This window comes from Vibrio sp. T13N, from assembly GCF_032970445.1.
Taxonomy (GTDB): domain Bacteria; phylum Pseudomonadota; class Gammaproteobacteria; order Enterobacterales; family Vibrionaceae; genus Vibrio; species Vibrio diabolicus.
The window spans coordinates 460,122-476,908 of record NZ_JAWJYE010000002.1 but is presented as its reverse complement, the minus strand read 5'-3'; the positions used below and the strand labels follow the sequence as shown (position 1 = coordinate 476,908).

Here is a 16,787-nt window from a genome sequence, read left to right as displayed (position 1 = left end):
AAACCATAAAGCAGCCAGTAAAGACTGGCTGCTTTTTTCGTAGGAGTGAAGATGGAAAAAGGTTATCGCCTTTTAGAGCGGATTGAGCTTGGTGAACCCAAAAACTGTTACGAGAAAGTCGTTTCTCACAAGCATTTGATTGAATCTATTCATTCTCATCTCGCAGACTTGCTGAATACCCATTCTGGGAATGCAATGATCGACAATGAGTATGGTTTACCAGATTTTAATGACGTACTTTCTAACAACACGAACCTAGTTCGCCACATTCAAAAAAATATCACGTCAACCATAGAGCGCTTTGAACCGCGACTGTTGAATGTCGAGGTTAATTACCGTGAAGATCACCATAACCCGCTACAACTCGGCTTTGGTATTCGCGGCGAAGTTTCCCATAACGGCGGTAAAGTCCCAATGTCGATAGACGTCTACATGGGAACCGACGGCCAATTTAACGTTTAGTAGGTGCCACTTGAGTAACAGTAAATACTTTCAAGATGAACTCACGTATTTGCGTGAGTCGGGTAGTGAGTTTGCCAAATATCATCCGAAGTTAACTCACTTTCTCTCTGAGGGAACCTTTGACCCAGATGTCGAACGACTGCTCGAAGGTTTTGCCTTTCTGACAGGTCGAATCCGCGAGAAGATTGATGATGAACTGCCTGAGCTGACGCAATCTCTGATGACTTTGCTGTGGCCACATTACATGCGTTCGATTCCGTCTTTGTGCATTAGCGAACTAAAACCGCATACCGGAAGTGTTACTGAGAAAACTGTGGTGAAACGTGGCGCAGAAATGGCGAGTGAACAGGTAGAGGGCACGCAATGTTTGTTCCGTACTTGTTACGACGTCAATCTGTACCCAATTACGATCACTAACATCGAACAGACCAACAGCCGCACCAGTTCGATGATTGATGTGACTTTATCGACGGAGCATGGTCTTGAACTGTCTCGGATCGGTTTAGACACGCTGCGATTACACCTGCATGGCGAGATTCATATTACTCGAACTGTCTTCTTATGGCTGTTCCGTTACCTAGATTATGTCGAATTAGATGTTGGTGGTGGTTACAAACATCGCTTAGGGCCAGAATACGTTAAGCCAGTTGGGCATGAAGAGAACGAAGCGCTCCTGCCTTACAGCAAAAATTCATTTGCAGGCTACCGTTTGCTGCAAGAATTCTTCTCTTTGCCAGATAAGTTCATGTTCTTCGACATTAAAGGCTTAGAGTGGCTAAAAGGCATTCCACAACGTAGCACGGTCAAAATCAAATTCCACTTTAAGCGTGCATTACCGTCAGAAGTGGTGCTTAAAGATAAGCACTTGAAATTGCACTGTACGCCTGCCGTTAATTTATTTGAAAAAGATGGCGATCCAATTCGTTTAGAGCACCGACGTAACGAGTACAAGGTACGTCCGCAAAGCAACACTCAGGAGCATTACGAAGTCTATTCCATTGAGCAAGTGGAAAGCTGGAGTAAAGACGAGCGTCGTCGAAAGTCTCTGATTGAATTTGAATCATTTGAGCATCAAATTAACCAACGAGATAAGCGCGAGTTTTACAAATCTAAAGTCGCTGAGCGTGTAAGCGGTAGAGGTCTTGAGCGCTACATATCATTTCATACTCATAATGGGGACATTGCGGAACTGGGGACAGAAACGGTACTCATGAAACTGCAATGTAGTAACGCAGATTTGGCGGAACGTTTGTCAGTGGGGGACATCACTTACGCGACCCATAAATCACCGACCTATGCGACGTTTAGGAATATTACCAAGCCCACTCAATCGGTCAGTCCGCAAGTGAATGGTGAGCTTCAGTGGCAGCTAATTGCGAATATGTCACTCAACTACTTATCGCTGGCAAATATTGATGTACTTAAAGTGCTTCTCTCTACCTATGATTTCCACTCTCGTGTTGACAGACAAGCGCACCGTGCATCCATTCATCGGCTTGATGGGGTTATCTCTTCGGAAATGAAACCAATCGACCGTGTGTTTCGTGGCGTTTCGGTACGCGGCAATCAGTTTAAGTTGGTCACCAATTCCAAATTTTTTGTCAATGAAGGCGACATGTTCTTGATGGCGACGGTGCTTAACGAATTCATCCGTTTGTACTCGAGTGTGAACTCCTTTACCGAACTGGAAGTGTTTGATGAAGCGACAGGCGAGGTTTATAACTGGGCAAGTCTTATCGGACAGCAGACGATACTATGATTAATACACTTTCTGATAAGTCGAATGAGTTTAGTTTCTATCAAGCAGTCTTGCTGCTAGAGAAGCATTATCAACTAGAGCCGAACTCTAACTTTGTCGCCGTCGGTGAGAACAAGTACTTCCACCAAGAACGTATTGAGTTCAGCGTTTCGCCAAACTTATCTTTTCCAAAGAGCGATATGGACTTTATTGCTCATATGGAGAGAAATGGCCAGCAGTATTCTAGAGTCGAAACTAACTTTCTTGGCTTGCATGGGTCAAGCTCACCACTTCCTGCTTCTTATACTGAGAAACTGGCAGGGCGAGATCCTGAAGACAATCCGGTAAAAGATTTCTTTGATTTTTTCCATAATCGGTACACCAGTTTGTTGTATCGGGTTTGGAAGAAATACCGATATCACGTGCAGTACCAAAGCGGGGCAAGTGATGCCTTCTCTGGACGTATTCTGCACTTGGCAGGCCTATCTAGCGTAATGCAAGATAGTAAGGTCGCAGAGTTAGATCGAGCGAAAATACTGTCTTATGTAAACCAACTTTCTACGCGTACGCGTTCGCCGAAGCTGATTTCCGGTATTGTTTCGCATTACTTCTCGTTGCCTAGCGTGCGCATTGAAGAGTGGGTATATCGCCGCGTAGAAATCGCAGAAAGCCAACGGAATAAACTCAACCGTGCTAATTGCATATTAGGGCAAAATTTGCACTTAGGACAAAGCATTGCGGACTTAAACGGCAAATTTAATCTCTGCATCGACAGCATCAATTTTGAAACATTTAAGCAGTTTTCCTACGATGGTGAGTTACACAAAACACTGGTCGGCCTAATGCGTTTCATTTTGCGTGACCCGATGTCGTGGGACTTAAAGTTGACAGTTAACTTAGATAGTATACCAGAGAATAAGCTAGGTAATGGGGAAGGGAACCACTTAGGACAAACATTCTGGTTAGGTAACCCAAGTGATAAAGATGCCAAAATCCGAGTCATCGGAAGCATATAAGAAAGCCGCTCTACGAGCGGCTTTTTATGTTGTCATCAAAAAGGTCAGAAAAGCTTAACGACTGATCGGCTGGTGAAGTACGACGGTAGTATCAAGCCTTTGAATCCCGTTAAATGACTCAATTTCGTTACAAAGATGATGAATAGACTGCAGATCGGGCGCTTCAATTAGGGCAATAATATCAAAGTTGCCACCAACAACGCTTGTTAAGCGAACCTCAGGGATTTCTTTAAGCGCATTTGTTACATCATTTTTCTTACCCTTTTCACAAGATATCAATAGATAGCTTGCGGCTTTGCGCCCTTCGTTTTCTACACGAATTTGTGCGGTATAGCCTTTGATAATACCGGTCTTTTCTAAACGATTAATCCTTTCTGCTACTGCTGTACGAGACAAACCAATGTTTCGAGATAGATTCGCAATAGACTCACGCCCGTTTGACAATAGACTTGAAAGTATTTTTCGATCTAATTTATCTAAACCTTGTAAAGTCATGTTTGAAATCATGTGTTCTGCCTATTTTGTTTTTATATTGTTATTTAATCGACTCTGGGAGCGTAAAGTTATATAGCTCAGCAAGAGTGAATGGGTTTTTCTGCGTCAATGGAGTGATGCGTAAGCTTAAGTCCCTCCCTGACACTTTTATGTCACTGACAAAGCTGCCGTTATGAGTGTTTGTCAAGGTCGAGTCACCTAGCAATCTGTATATCGCCCATTGACCACTCTTATTTAAAACGTGCTGTCTACCTTCGTCTGTTACATCCTGGAGCGTGATACTAATATTGAAGTCACCATTTTGCGGTGGCCAGGCCATTTCACGAATTCGGCTTGGACCGTGGTAGTAACTCATATTGGTATCTGCAATTTTTAAACTGGCTCTAATTGCACTAGAGTCAAGGTCGAGTACTCTTGCACTAAACGGAATATGAACTCGGTTGGTGCTTTTATTAATTAATGTATCTCGAATGACATTATAGTTGCGTAGTTGCACTAGCAGAGCTGGAGAGATTGGCATCGTCTCACCATCTACCTGCTTTGGCGTCCACAAGTTCGTATCGTAGAACGGTGCAAAGTTTTTCTGAATAAATGTGTCTAACAAGCCACCTGAAGCAAATAGCAATTCGAAATCTTCAATTGAGATTTCCTCGGTCGCTGTTAGGTCAAATGGATATTTCCCTAATCCAATCTCTTTAAACTTGGTATAAATTTCACTGTACCACTGAGTTTGGATGCCTTTTGCGGACTCTGTAATCATTACTGACCAGCTTTGCTGAACCACATCTAGTAACCAGCTGCGAACGGGTTCTGGTGATTTTTGTGCAATCTGTTTAAGCTTGATTAATGGGTCCGCCTCAGTACTGTTCATTCGATGCTGTGCTGCTGCTAGCGCCGCCATTTGTGGATCTGGCGCGTCGGCGATGTCTTTCATGTAGGTGCGAACACGACTCAACGCTGCAACGGTCTCATCCCAAGGAGTAGGGGAGTTTGGTGTCTCACTCACTTGAAGCTGGTTTAATAGGTGAAAGGCTTGCTCAACACGTTGCATTAGCAAGTAATCAGGCTTTACCACTTCTTCTACAGCATCTGATGCCGAATCTGCTGCTGCCGCGAGTTTCGGGTCAAGTTTTGAAATTAGAGCGCTTTTTTCGCCAACGGGTGAAAATTGCGTGTTGGCATAGACCTGCTTCAATACCGTTGTCATTGGTGAAGAAGGGCCAGAGATTAAGTCTATCGCGTTGGTCAGGTCACCAACGTTGTCATAGTTTTGGACTTTGAGCTCACTCAGCGCATTACGCCAGTTATTGATGTAGTCATCAGTATATTTTTTTCGCACTTCTTCTTTAAAGGCTTCTTGCTCTTCGTTGGTAGGGATGACATGTTGCGATAGACCTAGAACCCAGTTGTCGCTGATTACTCGTTGTGACATTAAGTCCACGCGTGGTCGATAAAAGGTGCTAAAACCTGTGGAGGTATAGATCTTATCGACGATTAAGCGTTCGCTATCGATTGGCGTATTAAATACATTGCTAAACTCAAAACCGACGGCTCGTTGCAGATCTAATGTTCCTAAATCAATAGAGCTTGCTTCGTTTAAAATGCCTGCATACACGAGGTCGACATTCGAATTTGCAAGTAATGAGCGACGTGTTGCACGAACAAGATCCATGTTGATATCGATTGGAGCAAATTGTGTGCGAAAGTAGGCGTCTAAGTAGCGCATGGCCTGATCAACGACGTCACTTCGGTTACTCAAATCACTCATCATTTGGAGTGTTTGATGACGTAAAAAACGGATATCACGCTTAGATGGATCGTTAAGCATTAAATACCCCTTCAATAGAGGTAAAGCGCGCGTGAAAGCGTTTTGATTTTGTGCCAATTGTAGGCGGTAACCTTTCTCAATCAGAGGTATTAGCTGCTGAGCGACTTCCTTAAGTAACGCTTCGTAGGCAATGCGAGTGCTTTGATCCAAACGGCTAATATTGAGTGGTAATATTTCCTCATCTAAAGCCTTAGAACCTTTAAGCCATGCTCCATAAGACGGTTCTATCGCTTTGGTTGCATTTTCTAAAAGCTCACTAAATCTTGCATCGTGCTCTGCTTGTGATTTGTCATCAATACTTAGTAGTTGATTCATCACATGTAAGTTACTGTCTAACGTAGTTGCAAAAAAGTAACTACCGCCAGCAAGCAGAATAATGGAGCCGAGTATGGCTAAACGGCTTTGTCTCTGAATTAGACGAAGATACGTCTTGTTTTCTCCCGCAAAATCGCTTTCAGGCAATATTTGCGAATCAATCAGAAAGCGAGAAAAATACGGTGTTTCCGTCAACTGGGTATGCTCAGAGGCGATAATTGGTAAGTTGAAGTAGTTACTACAACTTTTTGCTAGTAAATTGTATTTACGACCGCCTTGTAAACTTGAGCTAAAGAAAATTTCACGGATATCTAGCGAATAAACACCGTTGTTAACATCACACAGACGCTCTAGAACATAGCTGACTTCAGACTGACATAGCTCAAACTGCTTAGGGAAAGCGAGAATTGCCTGTTTCTCGTCGATATCTGTTGAGTTAGCTGATGCATCTAGCGCGTTACTTTCAAGCACTTTAACTAGATTTCGGTAACTATCACGATAGTATTCTGAAAAAACACCTTTGGCCTCTTTCAGTGGGATAGAAAGGAACTCTACACGTGTCTTAAGAGAGCTAAAGTGCATGTATTCTTTAAATCCATCTAACTTGTCTAGCTTCGACATAATTAGATAAATTGGTAATGCTGACGACGTTTTAGAGTTGATAGTGCTCAAGCGCCCCAATAACGACGAAATAGTGTACTCTTTTTGTTCTGGCTCAGAGACGATCATGAACTCGAAGTCGATGAAGAATAAACAGCCAGAAAATGGTTTTCTAGGTCGGTGGCGAATCACTTCTTCGATGAATGTATTCCATAAAGAAGCATCACTGCTTGATATTTCTTGAAACACTAAGCGTTGGTCAGGTTTGATGTATACAGCGCTGTCAGATTCGTACCATTCAAAAAAATCATTCTTAGCGGTTCTCGTGCGATCCATTGGTTTAATTGCACTAGAATTAAATAAAAATTGACGTCGCCCTGACCCTTTATTACCAAGCATCAGATAAATTGGTTTCTTGCCTGAGTTAGCAAGAAGAGGTTGGATAACCATAGAAAGGGCTTCTTCCTCAGTTTCCAAATTTTGAGCTTTAGCGCTGTTCTTTTTTTTCAACCATAGTGTGAATTGAAAAGTGACGTAGAAAATGGCGATAACACCAAGGCTCAGCCAAAGATACAGTTTATCTGCATCTTTTAGAAAAAGAAGATAAATAGCGGTAATGGTTATCGCCACTAAAAGCGTTAATATAGTAGAAATCACAACTGGATTTCTAAACAGTTTTTGTTTGAACATAAGCCTAAAACTTCTTTAATTGTATTGTTATTTATTGTCAGTTTTTTCAGCTTGTAGCTGACTCAATTTATATAGGTAGATGTTCAGTAAAAGGGTTGCGCGGTCAATTTCCTTTTGCTGTGAATACTTTTCAGCGTATTCAATACGACCTAGAAGCGGGAATAGTGAGTTACTATATTCGTACGCCGTTTTAGAGTTCTTATCTACATTCTGTCTAGCTACGTTGGCAAACACCGTTCTTGCGTCTGAAAATCGCTTATACACATCCATAAACTGGTCTTCTAAATGGGCGCTCTGTGTCAAAAAGTTTTGACGTAACTGCTGGGCAGAAGATGAATCTGGATAGATTGCGATTAATTCATTGGTCAAGCTATCGAGCTCGCTGACGTTACTTACTTTGGCCGAGTCTAAAAACCAGTTATTCATCATAATATCTACGCGATTAATAGTTGGTGTTTTCAGTGACTGGGCATATTTTTTATTTTCGTAATCTAACGAGGCGACCAACTTTACAAGTTCATTAAGTGAAGCTTGACTAATTTTTTGCTCCAGCGTTCGATAGCGTTGTTGTTCGTACACAAAATGTGAACATATCGCCGTAACAATCAAGCCAATGATGAAGTAGATCATAAATCGGCCGGACTTTGTTGGGGTCGTTTTTTCACTGTTGTTGAGGGGGGATGGCGAGTCCGGGGCAGGAGAGGGAGATACATTCACTTTAATTTCAGGTGTTGCCTGTGCGGAAGCTGAAGCGTTAGTATTTGCTTGTTTTTTCTCGCGTAACTCTATGGCATGTTGTTGTTCTTTTATCTGTTCAGCCCATTGATTTAAGATACGACGAATGCGACCAAATGAAGGCGCTTGAATACCGTAATGAAGGCGAAGCTCTTCCTCTATTCTTAAACACAACTGGTGCGCAGCTTCAATCAGTGGAAGTTCTTCCGGCAACGCACGGTGCTTATTAATACGTTTTTCAGTATGCTCCACCATCCATTCAATTGCGCTCATTCGTGCTTTTGACTTTGAATGTTCAGGGTATGCGGTGTTCCAATAGACGACACACACATCAAGCAATGAATTTAACCCTTCAACAAGGCCTCTTAGACCATCGTTATATGTTGATGCGACCGTGAAGTAGCAGCAACAACGTAAGTCTTTTGCGTGAGTGCTCAAGATTTTTTTTGAGAGTGTTTGAACCGTTTTCCAAGAGACTCTTCCGGTGACTTTATTAAGATTATTTATTTGACGTTTTATTTCGTCAAAGTCTTCAGAGCCATTAGGGTTAGAGCCGCTTGGGTTATTTTCATCGATTGGTCTTCGAGCGAAGTCGCTAAAAAACATAAGGCAAATTCCAACTGATCATATAGAAGTATTAAGGTATATAGGACTCCACTGCTGTTATATTAAATTGTAAGCAGTGCATTACCGAAGTGATTCTATAGACAAAAGAAGTTGTTTAGATAATAAAAACACTTAAAAAATAAATTAAATTATCCTTAGTGTGATCTTTGTTCATAATATTAATGTCAATAGTTCGATTTGTTTTTAAGGAGAGCCTTATATATGACGAGGTCGATCTTTTGAGTTAATAAATGTGACTAAATTGTTAACTTTGTCTGTTTTTTGTTCGCCTGTGTTCTTTAAATTAGCCCTCTTAAATTGGTGGTAGAGCCTTCTTAATTTTTATTTAATTAAATAGGTTTACAGGCTCATTGCTTTAACTCAGTTCGGTCCATTAGTTTTTGTTTGTAGGTAAAATAACCAACCCTATAGTTGAAATGTATTAAGTTATAGGTGTTTTTTTAGGCTTATTGAAAAAGAGAATATAATTGATATCTTTCGCCTCTAAGTAGAATATCGGTTTTCCTAGAGGGACGAAATGCTAAAACCAAGTCAAATCGGGCTGATTTCAGCCATGTGTCTATTTTCTTCTTTTGCAGTCGCAAAGGGAGAGCGTTATGGACTCTCTGCCAGTATGTTGACTATCGATAGCATTAATTACGAAGAAGGTAACAGTGGTGAACAAGACACTCTGAGGTTTGGCTTGGTTCATTCTCGCCCTATTGATGAAAATAATAACCGTTGGCGCTGGTGGTTAGGGTTTAACTACCTAGCAGAAGATATCGAAGCGCCAGCTAGCGGTCTATATCAAGAAGTAACTAACTATGAACTTCGTGTTGTACCGCAATATGCGCTGGCTTCTTGGAGCGTTTTCACACCGTACGTAGGTGCTGGTTTATCTGCAGGTTACTCACAATATTCAAACCGTTGGCAAGTTGACCCAGAAGGTTACCGCTATAAGAGTGTCGAGGACATCGATCAGTTCGAGCTGGGTGCAGTTATCGCCGTTGGTACAGTCATTAAGCTAGGTAGTAACCCAGATGCTCATATACAAATCATTCCTCAAGCCTCTTATATTCTCCCAGTTATCAATGATGGGATAGGTGGGCTTGAACTGTCTGTTTCTATGCTATTTTGAGGTATATAGATGCACTCAAATCAGCTAGTTCTATTTATTTCTAAATGCCCAGAGGAATACACAGGTGTAAAGCACATTGAAATGCCCGAGAATGGTGGTTCAATGGGGCGTTCACCAAGTTGTAGTGTGTCTTTAACCGATCACAACCGCTTTATATCAGGCACTCATTGCCTGATCAGTGTGTATGGAGATACCTACTATATTAGTGACGTATCCACTAATGGCACTATGGTTAACGGAAACAAAATACTCAAAAATCAACCTGTTGCGATAGTCGATGGCGATATTATTTCTTTAGGACAATATGAAATTGGCGTTTCTCTGGAGCATGTTACCTCGACACAAGACATTGCCGCTGATATAGCCCCTGAGCGAGTATCCAATGATCCTTTGGTTAGCCTCGGAGACGCAGTTGTCGAAGAAGAAGAAAAAGTAGGCGCTTTAGAAGATTTGTTTATGGAGACTAAACAGGATGACATTGATTGTCATGATCCTGTTGCGCACCTTAACTTTTCAATGCAGCGAGATGATGATTATTTAATTCGTGACGATGAGCATCCAGAACCTGAACAGCCTAAAACGGTGGAAAGCACACGTCAGGTGGTCGATGACAGTTTCAGCATATACTCCGAGTTCGATCAGCCAAGCCTCATCCCTGAAGATTGGATGGCTACGGAGACCAAGAGTAACGCATCAATAAAGGGTTCGTTAGGGGGAGGGGTAGAGAACGGTACGCCATATAGAGAAGATATTGTCTCAGAAGAGACGGTTCAACCCCAAACGACGATTCTAGATAGGGCAGTTCAAAGACAGCATCATGCACCTAACTCCACCGAGACGATCGTCGAACATACCGCTAAAGGCTCAAAATGGGAAGAGATGACACAGTCATTTACTCCCTCTTCTCAAGCTAATCAGCAACTGCAAATGCCTGCTGCAGAACCTACGATAAACAGTACGACTAAAGAGCAAGCGGGAATCGAAGCAACCGCCTGTTCTCAAGATATAGCACAAGCGTTTTTTGATGGTTTGGGTATAAGAAATCCTGAGCTAATGACGAATGAAGCTCAGTTGTTCAAACAAATGGGCACTTGTTTGCGCTTATGTATCGATAACCTGCAGAAAGAATTACACGAAGTAGAGTCCTTGAAAGAAGAGCAGAGTACGAGTGAGTCTAACTCTAACATTGCGGAGCTGATGCTGACTCTCAATAGCCAACATCTACTGGCTCCAAATGAACTGGTAGAACAAATGCTTGATGAGTTGAATGACCACCAAGTCACGTTTAATAAAGCGCTTAATGAGCTCATTTTAGAACAATCAGAGACGAACGATCCCGTTGCATTTGCTAACAAAGTGGCGAGTCAATCTTTGTTCTCAACGAAGTCAAAACTGTGGGGCGAATATTTAGATTTCTACTCTAACAATCGTCGCCTGCTCAACGAAACATCCTTAAAAGGGCTGATTAAGAAAAACTATAACAAAGTGATTAAGGGAAACCATGCGTAGTATCGCCGTATTACTCGGATTTGCCATGTTGTCCGGTTGTTCCATGTGGGATCAATTTAAAGAGTCCACGGGTATCACACCAGAAACTTCGTCCATTGAATTGGTTATTGAGGCGTCACCTGTACTCAATGTGAGAGATGGGGGGCAGTCATCTCCGGTCATTCTCCGTCTTCACGAATTAAATTCGCCAGTTTTATTCCGAAGCTTAGATTTTTTTGCGCTGTTTGAAAACGATAAAGCGTCGTTGGGTGATGAGTACATCAAACGTTATGAATATCAAATACAGCCAGGTGGAAAAGTTCATGAAATGCTAACGCTAGACCCTGACACTCGTGCCGTCGGTTTTTCTGTGGCCTTTCGTGATATTGATGGTTCGTCATGGCGTAAAGTTGAAGTCATTGAAGAGAAGAGCGAGTACTACATCAAGCTCAAGTTAGAAGGCAGTGAGTTAATTTCTGATAATACTCGCGGCATTGAACAGGTTTACTTTTAAGGGATAGAAACATGTCTTTATACAATCCAGTTGTTTGGCAAGATGGAATGTTCATGAAGCCGCAGCATTTTCAACAACTCGATCGTTCGCAAAGTAAACTGTCGAGCATGTTGAGCAACAACGCATCTCCTTTACATTGGGGGATTAAGCGTTTGGAAATAAATTCACAACTGCTAGCCCTCGGTAAAATTGGTATTACGCGTGCAGAAGGCATCCTACAGGACCGCACGCCATTTGAGCTTCCACTGCTCGCTGAACTACCAGAAGTGAAAGATGTGGATCCTTCGATTGCCGATAAAGTGGTTTATTTGTGCTGTCCGTTACCATCGGAACGTTCTGAGTTATTTGGCACTAAAAAAGACGGTGCACGTTATACGATGGAATCTCAAGAAGCGGTTGATGCTTGTTATGATTCGGAAGACATGGCAAATATCGTTGTCGGTAAGCTTAACTTTTGCTTAATGTACGACCATGAAGATAAAAGTGCTTACACGTCTATTCCGATCCTCAAGATCTCGGAAGTGAAGCCAGATGGCAGCGTGATCTTAGATGATAGTTTCATTCCTACCTGTATTGATATTCACGCATCTACGGTACTTAATAAGTTCGCGACGGAGTTTGCTTCTATGCTCAAGCACCGCGCAGAATCCATAGTTCAGCGATTAGGGGTAGTGGATCAACAAGGCGTATCATCAGTTTCTGACTTTATGCTTTTGCAAGCGCTCAATAGATACGAACCCTTGTTTTGGCATTTTGCAAACACAGAAGCTGTACACCCTGAGTCTTTGTATCGAATTCTTCTTCAGGCAGAGGGCGAGCTTTCGACGCTGTGCTCGACGACACGCCGACCTATTGAGTTTACTAAATACAATCATGGTGATCTTACTAGCTGTCTTTCTCGCGTTCTAGACAGTGCGAAAATGACATTGAGCGTGATGTCTGAACAAAGAGCAATTCCACTGACCTTAAAAGATCAGAACTATGGCATCAGAACGGCAGCGATCCCTGACAATAAGATCATTGATACGACGACCTTTATCCTCGCAGTGAAAGCCGACGTAACCTTGGATGTCCTGCATACCCAGTTTGTCAGCCAAACGAAGATCGGCTCAATCGATAACATTCGCGATTTGATTAACCTTCAACTTCCTGGGATTGAGATTAAACCAATGCCAGTTGTGCCACGCGCGCTGCCGTATCACGCTGGCTATACCTATTTCGAGCTCGATAAAACGGGCGAAGAGTGGATGGCATTGAAGAACACTGCTGCGATTGCGATTCACGTTGCGGGCGATTTCGCTAACTTATCATTGCAACTTTGGGCCGTTCGTCTATGAGTTACGCAGAAACAGACGTCACCGTAGTCTTATTCCAACCAGAGCCTGGCAAACCAATGGAGGTAATGCCAGCGCCTGACTTATCGAGAAACATCGCAGTACAAGATCTATCTATCGACAACATGGGTATTAACCCGCTGGTGGACCAGTTCTCATGGTTGATCGCCAGTCTGTCTTGTATGTCTTCGATCCCTTGGCTTGATGACCCGATGCCATTTCGTGAACAAGTGGCACGTGAGATTCGAAAAGGTGAACGAAAACTTAATGAAATGGAGCTCGATCGTGCTTCGGTTCTTGTTATTCGTTACTGCTTGTGTGCGGCGATTGATGAATCTGTTTGTCGGCAAGAATGGGGGGCAAATAGTCACTGGAGCCAGAACAGCTTACTGTCTGAATTCCATAACGAAACATCTGGTGGTGACAAGTTTTTCGTTATTCTCGACCGCTTAAAAGCCGACCCTCGCAAATACCGTCACGTTATAGAGTTTCTCTATTTATTGCTTCAACTTGGTTTCCAAGGCAAGTACGGCCGTGAAGAGCGTGGTAACGAAAAGTTAGCGGAAATTGGCAGCACCATTTATCGATTAGTGCGAGATGACCGCCTAGCAGAACAAGAAAAAGTTTCTTTAATCAACCTTAAAGCTAAATACCTAAAGAAGCCGTTAAAAAGGGTAATTTCACCCAAGCTGATCTTGAGTCTTAGTGCGATTACGTTTGCGCTTATGTATGCGGCAACCTACATCGTCATAGACTTAAAATTCCAGCAACTGCTTGAAGTGTATAGATAACCAGAAATCTAAAAATGAGATCTTCTGCCAGTTTTAAGGTTTGCTGTGAATATCACTGGTCTTTTAGTGAAATTCACTAGTCATTTAGAGAGATTGCAATGTGCGATCTCTTTTATCATTCAATCAATAAAATTCAAATGGATTGGTTATGGGCGTAACAGTTGGTGCGAATGGACTTTCGATAGTTCATAAAGGCTCAGGTGGTGAAGCGAATGCAACGCTCCCAGATGTTTGTTTAACTAAGGTCGGCAAGCCAGTCGTTCCTATCCCTTATGGCAACAATGCTAAATCAGCAGACCTTGCTGGTGGGACTACGACGGTCTCTATGGATGGCGGTAACAGTGTCGCTATCAAGGGCAGTACGTTCTCAAAAAGTACTGGCGATGCGGGCGGTGACAGAAAAGGCGTTGCCTCAGGCACGATAGAAGCCGAAGCAAAATTCATTTCAGCTTCACCAACGGTTAAGTTTGAAGGTAATGGCGTATGTCGCCTGTCCGATCAAATGACCATGAACAAAGCCAACACCATGTGCTTGGGCGGTGCACAAAACCCATCGGTTTCTGTTACGGAAGATCAGGAAGGGACGTATACGGTTGATTTGTACCTCTCTTACTCAGACGGTGAACCCGTTCAAGGCGCAACATACACTCTCACAGATCAATCTGGCGCGGTGTTTGAAGGAACACTAGACAACAACGGTAAAGCATCGGTTGGTGGCGTTGCTCCGGGGGAGTTTGCTATAGAGTACGGCGAGGACAGCCGCGATTTTATGCCAAATGTCCCAACTAAGACTAATCCAAACTTTAATCCAAGTGCGAACGCTCAACTGATCATTGAAGAAACAAAGAAAGGCGAGGTTGGCTTCTGGGAAAATGCTTGGACGCGAATGTCTGGTGCTGCAAGCTGGGTTTGGGGCGTCATTCTTGGTGACTTTAACGATGACGCTTCTGTAGAACAGATCATTGCCAATACGGCCCTGACCATGATTCCTGTTGTCGATCAAGCAGCAGATGTCCGCGATTTATCAGCGAACATTATGACGTTGTTGAATGAGGAAGAACGTGATAAGTCCGAAAACTGGTTAGCACTTTCACTTACCCTTGTCGGCTGTGTTCCTACGTTTGGTAGTGCGGTTAAAGGCACATGTAAAGTTGCGCTAAAAGGCGGTAAAGGAACATCAAAAGATACTTTGCTAGCCGTTTTAAGAGGCATGGGTAAAGGCGATCCAGAAAAATTCTTGCGTACATTAGATTGGGTGAATTACGCCAAACAAACCAGCCAGATTGTTAGCGATGTTCTAAAACCTTGTATTGAAGTGGCAACCGAGTTGGCTTCATACGCAAATAGAATGGGCGCAGATGAGCTCGGTGCGTATTTCTTAAAGTTAGCGGATGAGGTAAAAATCATCGATAAGATGGTGCCGGACAAGCTTAAAGAAGCGATGGGCGAGTTTGATGATCTTTTTGCTCGAATCTTAGGTAAGGGCGAGAAAACGTACCCAGCAAAAGTAAAACATAATACCGGTGAGTCTGCTCAGTCAGGAAAGAACTCTGCGAAGGCAAATGAGGACAAAGATAAGAAGCCTGTTAGATGCAAAATCTGTCGCCGAATTGCAGGGAAGAAGAACGGTCAGTGTAAAGACGCATTAAAAGCTAGATATAGTTAAAAGGTAAGCTCTATGCCAATAAGAGAAGGTAAAGGCAAGTGGGAGCGAAGCAGGAGTTTGAGAGACTCAAAAGCTAAAAAGCACCACCCATTAAACTTCAAGTTAAGATCTGTTGCATCCCATCACGTTGTATCTTGTGACACGCTATCTCGGCTGTCCGAAGCTAGACAGCAACAAATCGTGAGGAAAGGATATGATGTGAATCATCAGAAAAACTTGGTAATTTTACCAACAGTAGATGAAATATCTTGTCAGTATAGTGTACCGCTACACAAATCTGGGCATACTGACAGTGACTTAATTGCACATTATGAGGATAGAACTGGCGAAGAAGTTGAGGCCGAGCTGGCAAGCATAGCAACAAACCCAGTTACTGAAGAGTCCGTTAAAGAAGATGTTCAATCACTTAACAGTGCTCTCGGATACCATAAAGTTGTTGCTAGAAAACTGGCTCTTAGGCTCAAATCAATCAATTGCGACACACTTCCGAAAAGCTATATTGATACAATAGATAATGTTTCTATTGAAATCCTCGGTGATATAGCGAGTTTTGACCTTTTGTTAATAAGCAGAGGGAAACTAATGGAAGAAGGTGATAAAGGATGTGCGCGTTGTATTAAAAAATCTGTCCGGCATACGCATTACACAAAGCGTTTTAGATCACTCTTTAAGCTCAAAAAGCGAGTTCCTGAACAAGTAACGGTAGATGCATTTAGCTATATACCGGAAAAAATTCGCCTTATGAGTGTAAGAGAGCAAAGCAAGATAATTACCAAACAATAAAGAGGTATAAGATGGAGTTTTCGGTAATCTCTGAGGACTATATGAGAAGTTCAACGGCATTCCAATGTGTGGATGATCGTGAATTTCTCTATAGTACAAATAATTTTCACCCAACGAGTTCGGAGAGTCCAATAAGATGGGAGGATAAAAATGTAACTTCTTCCATGGTTCACCCCATTTCGGATAATGGTGACATATGTGTTACTAAAGAATTTGCAGATCTTGTAATGAGCTTTGATCCTTATGGTGTAGAGTTTTATCCAGCATCACTATCGACTAAAGATGGAGTTATCACCGATCGATACATACTAGCTCTGAATAACATTCAAGACGTTGTCGACTTTGAACGAAGTGTTGTAGAAGTATCACCAAACAATGGGGACCTAATCGTCCACCGATTGTTTCTAAGCCCAGAGAAAATTTTAAAGATCCCCTTCCATAAACGGGTGGTTTATCGGGCTAAAGGAGCTGATACTGCAGTATTTTTCGCTCCAGAAATCTATGATTTGATTAGTAATGATTCAAGATTTTCTCTAGTTAGGAAAATGAAGAAGAATACATCTRTGCGTGCACCTAAATTTTAGGGGA

Annotated in this window: 14 protein-coding genes; 11 read left to right on the top strand and 3 right to left on the bottom strand. The window is 42.5% G+C overall.

Annotated elements, in window-relative coordinates; genetic code table 11:
* The first annotated feature begins 51 nt into the window (after window positions 1-51).
* Genes tssE through tssG form a run of 3 tightly spaced genes read left to right on the top strand, consistent with a single transcriptional unit; the run spans window position 52 to window position 3,216 of the window.
* Complete coding sequence (gene tssE, locus R2S67_RS05140; protein ID WP_005392634.1) at window positions 52-462, top strand: type VI secretion system baseplate subunit TssE; 411 nt, start codon at window positions 52-54, stop codon at window positions 460-462.
* A 10-nt stretch (window positions 463-472) separates the two neighbouring features.
* The gene (tssF, locus tag R2S67_RS05135) at window positions 473-2,221 is read left to right on the top strand and encodes a type VI secretion system baseplate subunit TssF (protein WP_005392633.1); all 1,749 of its coding nucleotides are present in this window, start codon (window positions 473-475) and stop codon (window positions 2,219-2,221) included.
* Window positions 2,218-3,216, top strand: a complete 999-nt coding sequence (gene tssG, locus R2S67_RS05130; RefSeq protein ID WP_317342676.1) for a type VI secretion system baseplate subunit TssG — start codon at window positions 2,218-2,220, stop codon at window positions 3,214-3,216. The genes tssF and tssG overlap by 4 nt, the downstream gene beginning before the upstream one ends.
* A 54-nt stretch (window positions 3,217-3,270) precedes the next feature.
* Here the strand turns inward: tssG and R2S67_RS05125 are convergent, their stop codons facing one another.
* Genes R2S67_RS05125 through R2S67_RS05115 form a run of 3 tightly spaced genes read right to left on the bottom strand, consistent with a single transcriptional unit; the run spans window position 3,271 to window position 8,485 of the window.
* Window positions 3,271-3,723, bottom strand: coding sequence for an Lrp/AsnC family transcriptional regulator (locus R2S67_RS05125; protein WP_005373369.1), 453 nt, complete (start codon window positions 3,721-3,723; stop codon window positions 3,271-3,273).
* Between the two features lie 28 nt (window positions 3,724-3,751).
* Window positions 3,752-7,144: a type VI secretion system membrane subunit TssM gene (gene tssM / locus R2S67_RS05120; protein WP_317342671.1), complete on the bottom strand. Its 3,393-nt coding sequence runs from the start codon at window positions 7,142-7,144 to the stop codon at window positions 3,752-3,754.
* A gap of 27 nt (window positions 7,145-7,171) precedes the next feature.
* The gene (locus R2S67_RS05115) at window positions 7,172-8,485 is read right to left on the bottom strand and encodes a type VI secretion system ImpA family N-terminal domain-containing protein (protein WP_203347561.1); all 1,314 of its coding nucleotides are present in this window, start codon (window positions 8,483-8,485) and stop codon (window positions 7,172-7,174) included.
* 538 nt (window positions 8,486-9,023) lie between these two features.
* On the opposite strand from R2S67_RS05115, the gene R2S67_RS05110 reads away from it, so the two are divergent.
* The 8 genes from R2S67_RS05110 (at window position 9,024) to R2S67_RS05075 (ending at window position 16,783) form a co-directional block, all read left to right on the top strand.
* Entirely contained in the window at window positions 9,024-9,623 is a 600-nt protein-coding gene (locus R2S67_RS05110; RefSeq protein WP_104972407.1) for a hypothetical protein, read from the top strand.
* A gap of 9 nt (window positions 9,624-9,632) precedes the next feature.
* Window positions 9,633-11,132, top strand: coding sequence for a type VI secretion system-associated FHA domain protein (locus R2S67_RS05105; protein ID WP_317342667.1), 1,500 nt, complete (start codon window positions 9,633-9,635; stop codon window positions 11,130-11,132).
* Entirely contained in the window at window positions 11,125-11,625 is a 501-nt protein-coding gene (gene tssJ, locus R2S67_RS05100) for a type VI secretion system lipoprotein TssJ (RefSeq protein ID WP_005392625.1), read from the top strand. The genes R2S67_RS05105 and tssJ overlap by 8 nt, the downstream gene beginning before the upstream one ends.
* 11 nt (window positions 11,626-11,636) lie before the next feature.
* Entirely contained in the window at window positions 11,637-12,962 is a 1,326-nt protein-coding gene (gene tssK, locus R2S67_RS05095; RefSeq protein ID WP_006741084.1) for a type VI secretion system baseplate subunit TssK, read from the top strand.
* On the top strand, window positions 12,959-13,750 hold the full coding sequence (gene icmH, locus R2S67_RS05090; RefSeq protein WP_006741083.1) for a type IVB secretion system protein IcmH/DotU: 792 nt from the start codon (window positions 12,959-12,961) through the stop codon (window positions 13,748-13,750). Before tssK ends, icmH begins: the two co-directional genes overlap by 4 nt.
* Window positions 13,751-13,898: 148 nt before the next feature.
* The gene (locus R2S67_RS05085; protein WP_317342663.1) at window positions 13,899-15,416 is read left to right on the top strand and encodes a PAAR-like domain-containing protein; all 1,518 of its coding nucleotides are present in this window, start codon (window positions 13,899-13,901) and stop codon (window positions 15,414-15,416) included.
* Window positions 15,417-15,614: 198 nt separating this feature from the next.
* Window positions 15,615-16,199, top strand: a complete 585-nt coding sequence (locus R2S67_RS05080) for a hypothetical protein (RefSeq protein WP_373417748.1) — start codon at window positions 15,615-15,617, stop codon at window positions 16,197-16,199.
* 11 nt (window positions 16,200-16,210) lie between these two features.
* Window positions 16,211-16,783 (top strand): hypothetical protein, encoded by a 573-nt coding sequence (locus tag R2S67_RS05075; RefSeq protein WP_317342661.1) that lies wholly within the window; start codon window positions 16,211-16,213, stop codon window positions 16,781-16,783.
* Window positions 16,784-16,787 lie beyond the last annotated feature (4 nt).